Source organism: Streptosporangium nanhuense (genome assembly GCF_059358815.1).
Genome location: NZ_JCADBG010000012.1, coordinates 15,407 through 27,994 on the forward strand (window position 1 = coordinate 15,407; position 12,588 = coordinate 27,994).

The window sequence follows — 12,588 nt, forward strand, 5'->3', positions numbered from 1 at the left end:
CGGGTCCGGCGGGTCGAGGTGTCCCGCCGGGCCCGGTTTCCGGAGAATCCGCCGATCTAGTTGTTCACCAGGTCGAAGCTCTCCCAGGGACCGACCGCGTCGCGGTCGGCGATCAGCGGCTGGGCGCCGCCGCCCTCGGCGCACACCAGCTTGCCGTTGACCTGGGCCCTGAGGCTGACCGAGCCGTCCGGGTTGGTGACGAGTTGGAAGACCTCCCAGGGGCCCACCGCGTCACGGTCGGCGATCAGCGGCTGGGCCCCGGCGCCCTCCGCGGCCACGAACTTGTTGTTGACCTTCGCCCGGAGCGCGATGGTGCCGTCGCTCTGGTTGACCCGGTCGAACTGCTGCGCCGTGCCGGCGGACGTCCCGTTCGCGATCAGCGGCGAGCCGTTGGCGGCGGTGACGTAGAGCCCGTTGGCCTTGGAGCGCAGGCTGATCGTCCCGTTGCTCGTGCCGCCCGGCAGGCCCAGGGTGGAGGCGGTGCCGCTCAGGGCCTTGACGCCCTGGTTGGCCGAGCCGGTCAGCGTCGTCGAGGCGTAGCCGCTCAGCGGCTTGGCGGTCCGCTCCACGACGTACACCGTGTTGGCGGCGGTGGCGAAGGAGACCTCGCCGGTGGAGACGGTGGTCAGGATGGCGTTGTCGGAGGCGCGGCGCACCCGGATCTGCTGGGTGCCCCAGGGGTTGACCACCGTGGCCTGCTTGCCGTGCAGGCTCCTGAGCCCGACGTACTTGGTCTCCCCGGCCTCGCGCTCGGAGCTGACCAGGAAGCCGTCCTTGGCCAGGAGGGTGAACTTGCCGACGAAGGAGGAGTCGCCCGGCACCGCGGGGAACACCCTGATCTTGTCGTTGTAGCTCTGCATGAGCGACTCGTTCAGCGCCGACAGGTGCACGCCGAGATACTCGAAGACGCCGTTGGTGTTGGTCGTCATGCCGTTGGGGTAGTTCTGGTACTTCTGCAGCATCGTCTTCATGCCCTGGTACGCCTGGTCGCCGAGGCCGAGGCGGGCCGCCTGCACCGCGTCGTTGGACCAGACGTTGCCGTAGGGGAACGGCCGCTGGTTCCAGGTGTTCAGCGCGGTCTGGTAGTCGGGGTAGCCGATGCCGGTGATGTTGTACGGCCAGATCAGCTCCGAGGCGACGTTCTCGTTGTTCCTCGTCTGCGAGATCGGCGGCTCGTGGGGCAGGTAGGCACCGTTGCCCGTCGGGTAGGCGGTCAGGTTGTTCACGATGTTCTGCCAGTCGGCGCGCAGGCCGGAGTCGAGGCCGAGCTGCTGGCTGACCTGGATCGTGAGCGGGAAGATGCTGCGCACCGCGGCCAGGTCGGTGATCGCGTTGCGGACGTTCCAGTACGTCTCGTGCGAGTGGGAGTTGGCCATGTAGTACTTGCCGGTCGGCCCGTCGAAGGACAGCAGTCCCTTGTAGAGCTTGGCCGTCTCCCGCATGTACGGGTACGCCACGTCCCGCAGGTAGTTCGCGTCGTTGGTGTAGCGGTACTGCAGGTACATGTTGTACGCGGCCTGGTAGCCGGTCGTCAGGATGTTCTTGGTGTAGTCGCTGTTGACCGTGCCGCGCGCGTTGCCGTCCCAGCCCATGGTCTCGGGCACCCACAACGCGTCGATCCCGTACCTCGTCTGCGTGTACGCCTTCAGCGCGGTGTAGTTACGGCTGTAGAGCCGGTTGAAGGTGTTCATCAGGTCGGCGTGGTTGGAGGCGAGGAACGAGTTGTAGACGTCCCGCTGGTTCCAGTACCAGTAGGCGTTGCTCCACTTGGAGTTGTCCTGCGTGGCGCGGAAGACACCGTTGATGAAGTGCAGCGGGTAGTTGCCGTAGCCGCCCGCGGCGATCATGTACGTGCTGAGGTAGTAGACGTTCTCCAGGTAGTCCGCGTCGCGGTTGGAGTTGGAGTACTGGACGAACGACTTCTCCCAGAACGCGTGCCACCAGTTGCGGTAGTTGTTGTACGTGGTGGTGTAGCCGGTGCTCTTCACCGAGGCGAGCTGGCTGCGGGCCTGGGCGACCGAGTCGCGGTTGGGGGCGTTGATCCGGCTCGCGGCGGTGAACCAGATGGTGTAGCTGGAGGTGGGCGTGATGTTCAGCCGCACGTTCCTGCCGTTCACGACCTGGGTGGTGAAGTTCGCGCCCTCGACGGTGGCGGCCATGGTGTAGCCGAAGCCGTTCGCGTCGGTCTGGCCCCGGCTGAACCCGGCCACGCCGGAGTCGGAGAAGGTGGAGATCGTCCGCCAGGTGTTCAGGTCGGGCACGTCCGCGATGTTCTGGACGGTGGCCGGGTCCCACATGCTGAGGTCGAACGCCACGTTGGACACGCCGCCCCGGGTGTCCTCGACGTGGATGCCCATGACCTCGGAGTTCGGCGACCCCATCACGGTCACGGTCCGGTTGGAGTCGTACTTGGTGGTCAGCGTCCCGTCGTACAGCGACAGCCGCTGCTGGAAGGTCGTGTACCCGCTGTCCATGGCCGGGCTGGTGCTGAGGTTCGCCAGGCCCGCCGCGTAGGTCGACTGCGGCGACAGGTCCACCCCCGACACCTGCATCGTGAGGCCGTTCTGGTTCCAGGCCATCGCCCCGGTGCGGCCGTTGCCGACGGTGAGGCCCTGGATCGGGTTGGTGTTGGGGCGGTTGTAGACGATGTCGTGCTTCGACAGGTACGACCCGTGGTTGACCCTCAGCGCCCCGGCCGCCTGGTCGAAGGCCGTGTCACCCGGTGCCGCCCACGCCGGCACGGCCATGCCGACCGCGGCCAGGCATGTCACGAGGAACCACATGAACAACAGGCGTACTGGTTTTCTCGACATGATCTTCCTTAATCGCCACCGGGGACGGCGGCCACGCCGCCCCGCCTTGACCAAGCGCGCGACTCACCCACCTGCGGGCCGGCGCCACCGCCCGGGGAGGGCGGGTCGCATCGGCGGACGTTCCGGATCGGCGGACGTTCCGGTGGGCGGGTGACGTGGTGCAGGGAGCACGCCGGGGAGTCAGGGAGCCGCCGCCGGCAATCGGCGACCGGCGGCGGCTCCCTGACTTCCCCGTGGGTACAGATCCGCCACCGGGACACCTGCGGTCACAGGCCGGGCCTGCTTTCACACTTGGTAGATCGGATCTGTCAGCCGTAGTTAACATCGGACGTCTGTGAACGTCAAGATGTGAAATATCCCCTTTGGACAGGAAAAACTCGCCCGCCGATTGCGATGAGTCGCTGACCAGGCCGTATTTTGTCCATCTCGTCCGGAAATTACAGCGCGACGCAAATAAATACATCCGATGTATCAAGATCATCGAGGGGCGAACCGCCTGTTAGCGCTACCAATCCATTGACGCTTTCGTTGGTCCGTGCGAATCTTTTGTCGTACGGCGGCGAATGTCTTGACGTCACCGCCGAAAGGTTGTCACCAGGTGCGGCGGCGCGCTCCTCTCCCCCCTAGGAGTAGACGTATGCGCCGGATCTCGCGGGTTCTCCTCGCGCTGGCCGTCATGATCACCGGAGCCATCGCGCTGCTGCCCGGCACCGCCTCGGCGGCCCCCCTGACCAAGGTCCTCATCTTCTCCAAGACAGCCGGCTTCCGGCACTCCTCCATCCCCTTCGGGATCTCCGCCATCCAGCAGCTCGGCGCGGCAGAAGGCTTCACGGCGGTCGCCACGGAGGACGCGGGCGCCTTCACCACCGCCAACCTCGCCCAGTACCAGGCGGTCATCTGGCTGTCGACCACCGGAGACGTGCTCAACGCGGCGCAGCAGACCGCGTTCCAGTCCTACATCGCGGGCGGCGGCGGATACGTGGGCGTCCACGCCGCGGCCGACACCGAGTACGACTGGCCCTGGTACGGCGGCCTGGTCGGCGCCTACTTCCGCGCCCACCCCGCCACCCAGCAGGCGACGATCCGCGTCGAGGACCGGGCGAACCCGTCCACCTCGCACCTGGCGCCCACCTGGACCCGCACCGACGAGTGGTACGACTACCGCGCCAACCCGCGCCCCGCGGTCAAGGTGCTGGCCAACCTGAACGAGGCGTCCTACAGCGGCGGCGGCATGGGAGCCGACCACCCGATCACCTGGTGCCAGGACTACCAGGGCGGGCGGGCCTGGTACACCGGCCTCGGTCACACCGACGAGTCCTACGCCGACCCCAACTTCACGAAGATGCTGCTCGGCGGCATCCAGGTCGCCGCGAGGGCGAAGGCCGCCGACTGCCGTCCCGAGACCGGCTACACGCCGCTGTTCGACGGCACGCAGGCCAGCCTGAACCAGTGGCGGCAGGCCGGCGCCGGCAGCTTCACCCTGGCCAACGGGACGCTGTCCTCCGTCGGCGGCATGGGCCTGCTCTGGTACCCCGTCTCGACCTTCTCCAACTACTCGCTCAAGCTCGACTGGATGATGCCGGGCGACGACAACGGCGGCGTCTTCATCGGCTTCCCCGACCCGGGCAACGACCCGTGGCAGCCGGTCGACCTGGGACACGAGATCCAGATCGACGCCAGCGACGCCGACCCCACCCGGACCACGGGCAGCGTCTACAGCTTCAAGGCGCCCGACACGGCCGCGCGCGACGCGGCGCTCAACCCGCCCGGCTCCTGGAACACCTACGAGATCGCGGTGCACGGGCAGCGGGTCGAGATCTACCTCAACGGCACCAAGATCAACGACTACACGAGCACCCGTAACATCGCCAACGGCTACATCGGCGTCCAGAACGACGGTGACGGGCTCGACATCAACTACCGCAACATCCGCATCAAGCAGGACGGGCCCTCCAACCCGCCGGCCACCGACCTGGCGCAGGGCAAGCCGGTCACGGTCAGCAGCGTGGAGAGCGGCAGCGCGCACGCCGGGGCGAACGCGGTGGACGGCGACCCCGCCACCCGCTGGGGCAGCGCCTACGCCGACCCGCAGTGGATCACCGTCGACCTGGGCGCGACCTACAACCTCAGCCGGGTGCGCCTGAACTGGGAGGCCGCCTACGGCAAGGCGTACCAGGTGCAGACCTCCACCAACAACAGCACCTGGACCAACGCCTACTCCACGACCACGAGCGACGGCGGCGTGGACGACCTGACGCTGACCGGGACCGGCCGCTACGTGCGCGTGTACGGCACCCAGCGCGGCCTGGCCCCCTACGGCTACTCCCTGTGGGACCTCAACGTCTACGGCACCCCCGCCACCTCGACCCCCGCGCTGCTGTCCGTCGGCAAGCCGGTCACGACCTCCAGCGTGGAGACCGGCAGCGCGCACGTCGGATCGAACGCGGTGGACGGCAACTCCGCCACCCGCTGGGGCAGCGCCTACGCCGACCCGCAGTGGATCACCGTCGACCTGGGGGCCACCCGCTCGATCAGCCGGGTCCGGCTGAACTGGGAGGCCGCCTACGGCAAGGCGTACCAGGTGCAGACCTCCACCGACAACAGCACCTGGACCGGCATCTACTCCACCACCGCGAGCGACGGCGGCGTGGACGACCTGACCGTCACCGGCAGCGGGCGCTACGTGCGCGTGTACGGCACCCAGCGCGGCCTGGCCCCCTACGGCTACTCCCTGTGGGACCTCGACATCTACGGCACCTGACACCCCTCCCGCACGCATCTGCCTTTTCACCCCCCTGGAGACCTTCGTGTTAGGTTTCACGCGCCTTCGCACGGCCTTGGGCGTCGCGGTCCTCGCTCTCGCCACCGCCGCGGCGGGAGCCACCGGCACCACCGCCGCGGCGTCCACCGCCTCCACGCTCGGCACCGCCTCCACGCTCGGCACCGACACCACCTCCACGCTCGGCGCCACCGCGTCGCTCGGTGCCGGCTCCACGCTCGGCACCGGCACCGCCGCCCTGGCCGCTCCCCCGCCGACCAGCGCCTTCGAGAAGGTCAAGCTGGACGGCGGGCTGTCGATGGGCGAGCCCATCGAGCTCTCCGTCCTGCCCGACGGCAAGGTGCTCTACATCAACCGGGGCACCACCTCCGGCGGCGGCCAGGTCCGTCTGTACAACCCGACCACGAAGGCCACGACCGTGGCGCTCACGCTCCAGCTGGACGCGCGCTTCGAGGACGGGCTCATCGGCATCACCCTCCACCCGCAGTTCGCCACCAACCGCTGGGTGTTCCTCTTCTACTCCCCCAAGGTGACGCCGCTGGTGAACCGGATCTCCCGGTTCACCTTCAACACCACCACCAACGTCCTCGACCCGGCCAGCGAGGACATGATCATCGAGTGGCCCACCGAGCGCGAGCTGTGCTGCCACTCGGCCGGCTCGATGACCTGGGACGGCAACGGCAACCTGTACTTCGCCGTCGGCGACAACACCAACTCCGGCGGCGACTCGGCGGGCATGGCCCCGATCGACGAGCGCACGAGCCGCAACCCGCAGTACGACGCGCAGCGCACCTCCGGCAACACCAACGACCTGCGCGGCAAGATCAACCGGATCCACCCGGAGAACAACGGCACCTACACCATCCCCTCGGGCAACCTCTTCGCCCCGGGCACCGCGCAGACCAGGCCCGAGATCTACGTCATGGGCACCCGCAACCCGTACCGGATCTGGGTCGACAAGAAGTCGGGCAACACCCTGCACTGGGGTGAGGTCGGCCCCGACGCGAACGCGACCCTCGCCAACCGCGGCCCCGCCGCCTACGACGAGTTCAACCGCGCCACCGGGCCCGGCAACTACGGCTGGCCCTACTGCGGCGGTCCCAACGTCGCCTACAACGACTGGGACTTCGCGGCCAACGCCCCCCGCGGCTGGTTCCCCTGCGGCGGCACGACCGGCCCGGTCAACAACTCGCCGCGCAACACCGGCCTGCAGCAGCTGCCCCCCACCAAGCCCGCGCTGGTCTGGGAGCAGCACGGCGGCAGCAAGGAGTGGCCCGCCCTGGACAACCCCGGCGGCTGCGGCTCTCCCAACCACGCCGAGGTCTACCACTACGACCCGAACCTCGTCTCGGACGTGAAGTGGCCCGCCTACTACGACAACAAGCTGCTGATCTCCGAGTACTGCCGCAACTGGATCAAGGAGGTCCAGTTCGACAACGGCAACCCGACGACGGGGGCGCCGACCGTCATCGAGCCGGTGCTCGCGGGGATGAACCTCGTGCACCCCATCGACATGGAGTTCGGCCCCGACGGCTCGCTCTACCTGCTGGAGTACGGCAGCGGCTACTTCTCCGGCGCCGCCGACGCTGGCCTCTACAAGATCAACCATGTGCAGGGCGGCCGCTCGCCGATCGCCCAGGCCACGGTGAACCGGGACAACGGGCTCGCCCCGCTGGCGGTCACCTTCTCCAGCGCCGGGACCTCCGACCCCGACGGTGACGCGCTCACCTACGCCTGGGACTTCGACGACAACGGCACCGTCGACTCCACCGCCGCCAACCCCACGTACACCTACACGACCAACGGCGACAAGCGGGCCCGGCTCACCGTCAGGGATCCGAGCAACCGCACCGGGACCGTCGTGATCCCCGTCGTGGTGGGCAACAACCGGCCCGCGGTGACGCTGAACGGCCTGCCCGCCGGAGGCATGTACAGCTGGGGCGACGACCTGGTCTCGACCGCGACCGCGACCGACGCCCAGGACGGCACGCCCGCCTGCGCCGACGTCGTCATCCGCGCCGCGCTCGGCCACCAGGAACACGCCCACGAGGAGGGCCAGGGCACCGGCTGCGGCTTCACCGTGAACACCGGCCCGATCCACGCCGGGCTCGACGCCGTGCAGTTCTTCGTGATCCGCAGCAGCTACACCGACCGCGGCGCGACCGGCTCCGTCCCGCTCACCGGCGAGAAGGAGATCACCCTCTGGCCCAAGCAGTGGCAGGCCGAGCACTACGCGCAGCTCAACGGTCCCAGGGTCGTCGACCAGGCGGCGGCCGAGGGCGCCAAGCGGCTCGGTGACATCCAGAACGGCGAGTGGGTCAGGCACCACGCCGTCAGCCTCAAGGGCATCACCGGGGTGAAGGCTCGCGTCTCCTCCGCCAACGCGGGCGGCACCCTGTCGTTCCGCTTCGACTCGCCCACCGGACCCGAGGTCGCCCGCCTCACGGTCGGCGGGACCGGCGGCTGGGACAACTACGCCGAGGTGACCGCCCCGGTCACCAAGCCCGACGACGGCACCCACGACCTGTACATCGTCTTCACCGGGACCGGCACCGGCGCCCTGTACGACCTGGACAGCTACACCTTCACCGGCACCGGCGCCGGCACCCCGCCCGGCAACCCCGGCGGCGACGTCGCGCGGGGCAAGCCGGTCACGACCTCCAGCGTGGAGGGCGGCAGCACGCACGCCGGGGCGAACGCGGTGGACGGCGACCCCGCCACCCGCTGGGGCAGCGCCTACGCCGACCCGCAGTGGATCACCGTCGACCTGGGCGCGACCCACAACCTCAGCCGGGTCCGCCTGAACTGGGAGGCCGCCCACGGCAAGGCGTACCAGGTACAGACCTCCACCGACAACAGCACCTGGACCGACGTCTACTCCACCGTCGCCTCCGACGGCGGCGTGGACGACCTCACCGTCACCGGCACCGGCCGCTACGTCCGCGTGTACGGCACCCAGCGCGGCCTGCCCGCCTACGGCTACTCCCTGTGGGACCTCAACGTCTACGGCACCCCCACCGGTTCGTCCTCTTCGCTGCTGTCCGTCGGCAAGCCGGTCACGACCAGCAGCGTCGAGGAGGGCAACGGCCGGGTCGGGTCCTACGCCGTGGACGGCGACCCCGCCACCCGCTGGAGCAGCGCCTACAGCGACCCGCAGTGGATCACCGTCGACCTGGGGGCCACCCGCTCCATCAACCGGGTGCGGCTGAACTGGGAGGCCGCCCACGGCAAGGCGTACCAGGTGCAGACCTCCACCGACAACAGCACCTGGACCGGCATCTACTCCACCACCGCGAGCGACGGCGGCGTGGACGACCTCACCGTCACCGGCACCGGCCGCTACGTCCGCGTGTACGGCACCCAGCGCGGCCTGCCCGCCTACGGCTACTCCCTGTGGGACCTCGACGTCTACGGCAGCTGATCCCACGGACGCGGAGCCGGAGGGCACGTAACACCGCGCGGATTCGATGACAACGGCTCGACGGCAACGGAGACCTCGCACCCACGCGGGGTCTCCGTTGCCGTTCCCGTCCTCCAGCGGGTGGCCCGGGAGGCCGGGAGCGGTGAGACGGACGACGGCGACCCGATGACCGCGACCGGCGACGGACAGCCGCCGGCGGAAACCGACAACGGACGACCGGCGACCCGCGACCCGCGACGGGCAACCGGCAACCGGCAACCGGCAACCGGCGACCGGCGACCGGCGCGGGTGATCCCGGTAGGGTTGCGGCTTATGCGGCTCTCCACGGTGTCCTTCCGATACTCGCGGCGCGGCCCCTGGATCCTGCGGGATGTCGAGCTCACGCTCCGGCCCGGCTCCGTCGTCGAGGTCACCGGCCGCAACGGCGCGGGGAAGTCGACGCTGCTCCGCCTGATGGCGGGCTTCGTCCCCCCGTCCCGGGGCTCGATCTCCGACCGGCCCGGCGTCGTCGGCTACGCCCCCGACGTGTTCCCCGTGGACCAGCCGTTCACCGTCGCCGCCTACCTGGCGCACATGTCCAGGATCCGCGGCCTCCCCTCCGCCGCCTCCGCCGCCTCCGCCGGAGATCTGGCGGCGCGGCTGAACGCGACCCACCTGCTCGACCAGCCGCTCGGCGACCTGTCCAAGGGCAGCGCGCAGAAGGTGGGGCTCATCCAGTCGCTGCTGGCCCCGCCGGACCTGCTGATCCTCGACGAGCCCTTCGCCGGGCTCGACGAGCAGACCCGCGTCGAGCTCCCCGTGATCATCGAGGAGATCGCCGCACGCGGCGGCACGGTCGTGGTCAGCGACCACCAGAAGCAACTCCAGGACCATCCCGGCGCCGAACACTGGCTCGTCGCGGACGGCGGCGTCACCACCGGCCTCCGCGCTCCCTCCGGGAATCTCCCTCATGAGGCCCCCGCGCAGGTGGTCATCGAGGTCGTCGTGAACGCCTGCGACGCCGACGAGGTGGAACAGAAGCTCCGCGCCGACGGCTACCTCACCAGGCGGTCATCATGATCCCTCTCGTACGCTTCAAGCTCGCCGCCTACGCCCGGTCGCACCGGCTGCTCCAGCCGATGATCGGGCTCTTCGCGATGCTGGTCATCTTCTACTCCACGCTGACCCCGCCCGGCAAGGAGCTGTCCGCGTACGCAGACTCGGCCGGGTTGCTGATCCTCATCTTCGCCTGGGCCGCCCGGGGGCTGCTCGACACCGAACCCCCGACCCAGCGGCTGATCTCCATGACCGCCGCCGGGGGGCCCGGCCGGGAGATCGGGGCCGGGCTGCTCGCCGCGCTGGCGGTCAACCTCGGCCTGGCGGCGATCGCGGTCGGGCTCCCGCTGCTCCACGGCTTCGCGGCCATGCCCGCCCCCGCCGACCTGGCGCTCGGCATCGCGCTGCACCTGCTCGGCGTGAGCGTGGGAACGGCCCTGGGCGCCCTGACCAGCCGCCCGATCCTGGCCTCCCCCGCCGTCTCGATGCTCGCCCTCTTCGGCGGCTATCTCGCCCTGCTGCTGATCAGCCTCACCCCCGTGGGCCGCCTCTCGGTGCCGATCATGCCCTGGATGCGCGCCGCCAACGCCGGCCTGCTCGACACGGTCCTCCTCCCCGTCTCGGCCGCCACCCTCTTCTGGACCGCCGCGAGCCTTGTCCTGTACGCACGGCTGCGCCGCCTGAACCCCTGAACGGGTGTCGTCGAACCACCGGACTCGCCGTGGTCCGACGACACCCGTCCACTCGACGGCCGCACATATCTCACCCGGACGAGCCGCCCGGGTGGAGCCCGCCTCCGAGGTTGGAGGCGGGCTCCGGCGTCAGAAGGCGGGCGAGGCCGCGACCGGGCCGGCCGCCCAGTGGTTCGGGTCGGTCGGCCACGTCCGCGACGGCGCCTGCTGCTTGAGCACGCTCTCCTCGGGCGTGCCCACGGCGCAGCGCGTGCCGCGCGGCGGCACCTTCAGCGAGATCAGGTACTCGTCGAAGATGTCCGTCTGGCACTTGTCCTTGCCGTAGATGCGGTGTCCCCAGCCCTCGTATGTGAGCAACACCGCCTTGGACCCGAGCTGACGGGCCGCGTTGGCGGACCATATCCACGGGGTGGCCGGATCGTGCAGGGAGTTCCCGAGCAGCAGCGGGGCGTCGCCCGTGTATCGCAGTGCGTGCGGCGCGTTGGTGGTCGGGTAGTTCATGCAGATCGGCAGATCGTCGATCGGGTACGGGTGGTACCCCGTGTCGGGTGCGAGCCCGTTGGAGACACGCATGAGCGCGGCGTACTCCGCGTAGTTGCGCAGCTTGAGGTTGTAGTCCTGGCAGAGGACCGCGGTCGGCAGATGCGCGACGTCACCCTCCACGGGCTGCCGGCCGGACAGCGGGGGCACCCACTCCGGCTCCGGCCCGCCGTCCAACCAGTTGATCACCTGGCTCAGCAGGTACCAGGCCGGCCCCTCGGTGCCCAGCGCGGCGTTGTAGATGACCTGCAACTCGGTCATCGTCTGGCCGGTGCTCGGGTACTTCAGCTCACCGCGCCGCGCCTTCTCCCGCAGGCCCTTCCAGATCCCACGGACGTCACGCCCGTACAGGACGCAACTGGTGTCCTGCTCGCACCAGCCGACGAACTGGTCGAACGCGTCCTCGATGGCGAGCGCCTCGGTGGCCAGGAAGCCAGCGACGCCGAGGCTGTGGTCCATGTTGCTGTCGAGCCCGAGGGCCCGGACGCGGCCGGGGAACAGCTCGGCGTACATCTGGCCGATCAGCGTGCCGTACGAGATCCCGTAGTAGGTGAGCTTCTCCTCGCCCAGGGCGGCACGCAGCGCGTCCAGGTCACGGGCGACGTCGGCGGAGTCGACGTGGTCGTACAGCGGACCGGTACGGGCGCGGCAGTCGGCGTGCAGCTTCTTGGTGAACGCGTCCCAGGCGTCGAAGTCGGCCTGGCTTCTCATGACGGTGTGCGGCATCCGGTTGTACACCGACGCCGAGCAGATCACCGGGTTGCTGCGCCCCACGCCCCGAGGGTCGAACCCGACGATGTCGAACCGTCGCTGCAGTTCCTCGGTGTAGGACCCGGGGGCGCCGTACACGGCCTCGACGCCGGACCCGCCAGGACCACCGGGATTGATCACCAGCGAGCCGACCCGCGCGGCCGGATCCGTGGCCTTCCGCCGCGCGACGGCGATGTCGACCTTCGCGCCGCCCGGCTTCGACCAGTCGATGGGCACGGTCAACGTGCCGCACTCGGCGGCGGGCTCCTCCTCACAAGGCGCCCAAGCGATGGTTTGCGCCCTCAGTACTTCGGTGTCCGCGTTGGCCACCGCGACCGGTGAAACCGTCGCCGTCGCCAGGAGGACGGCGAACCAGAAGGTTCTTCTTCGCACAATGCTCCAGTCTCTAGTTGATCTTCTGTCGTAACGGGCGACGGTAGCCGATCGCCACATATTGGAAAGCAGAAACAGGAGAAAATAACAGCATTTCCCCTAAATGGGTATCAGGTCCGGTGGAGTTCATGCCCTGTCATCAACGTGGACGACGACACCGCCACA

The 12,588-nt window shown here is 69.3% G+C and carries 6 protein-coding genes; 4 read left to right on the forward strand and 2 right to left on the reverse strand.

Annotated elements, in window-relative coordinates; genetic code table 11:
- Positions 1-56: 56 nt before the first annotated feature.
- Positions 57-2,813, reverse strand: coding sequence for a glycosyl hydrolase family 95 catalytic domain-containing protein (locus AC5L38_RS22820; RefSeq protein WP_495244864.1), 2,757 nt, complete (start codon positions 2,811-2,813; stop codon positions 57-59).
- 637 nt (positions 2,814-3,450) lie between these two features.
- On the opposite strand from AC5L38_RS22820, the gene AC5L38_RS22825 reads away from it, so the two are divergent.
- From AC5L38_RS22825 to AC5L38_RS22840, 4 genes are all read left to right on the forward strand, one after another.
- Positions 3,451-5,574: a ThuA domain-containing protein gene (locus tag AC5L38_RS22825; RefSeq protein WP_495244865.1), complete on the forward strand. Its 2,124-nt coding sequence runs from the start codon at positions 3,451-3,453 to the stop codon at positions 5,572-5,574.
- Positions 5,575-5,620: 46 nt separating this feature from the next.
- A complete protein-coding gene (locus AC5L38_RS22830; RefSeq protein WP_495244866.1) occupies positions 5,621-9,013 on the forward strand; it encodes a galactose-binding domain-containing protein in 3,393 nt (1,130 codons plus the stop codon).
- 312 nt (positions 9,014-9,325) lie between these two features.
- The gene (locus AC5L38_RS22835; protein WP_495244867.1) at positions 9,326-10,072 is read left to right on the forward strand and encodes an ATP-binding cassette domain-containing protein; all 747 of its coding nucleotides are present in this window, start codon (positions 9,326-9,328) and stop codon (positions 10,070-10,072) included.
- The gene (locus AC5L38_RS22840) at positions 10,069-10,740 is read left to right on the forward strand and encodes a hypothetical protein (RefSeq protein WP_495244868.1); all 672 of its coding nucleotides are present in this window, start codon (positions 10,069-10,071) and stop codon (positions 10,738-10,740) included. The genes AC5L38_RS22835 and AC5L38_RS22840 overlap by 4 nt, the downstream gene beginning before the upstream one ends.
- 129 nt (positions 10,741-10,869) lie before the next feature.
- On the opposite strand, the gene AC5L38_RS22845 is transcribed toward AC5L38_RS22840, so the two are convergent.
- Complete coding sequence (locus AC5L38_RS22845; RefSeq protein WP_495244869.1) at positions 10,870-12,423, reverse strand: alpha/beta fold hydrolase; 1,554 nt, start codon at positions 12,421-12,423, stop codon at positions 10,870-10,872.
- Between the last annotated feature and the right edge of the window lie 165 nt (positions 12,424-12,588).

What these genes read in the sequence shown, in the direction of transcription:
- AC5L38_RS22835 (WP_495244867.1), top strand. Translation starts at nt 9,326, where the DNA reads ATGCGGCTCTCCACGGTGTCCTTCCGATACTCGCGGCGCGGCCCCTGG.
- AC5L38_RS22820 (WP_495244864.1), bottom strand. Translation starts at nt 2,813, where the DNA reads ATGTCGAGAAAACCAGTACGCCTGTTGTTCATGTGGTTCCTCGTGACA.
- AC5L38_RS22825 (WP_495244865.1), top strand. Translation starts at nt 3,451, where the DNA reads ATGCGCCGGATCTCGCGGGTTCTCCTCGCGCTGGCCGTCATGATCACC.
- AC5L38_RS22840 (WP_495244868.1), top strand. Translation starts at nt 10,069, where the DNA reads ATGATCCCTCTCGTACGCTTCAAGCTCGCCGCCTACGCCCGGTCGCAC.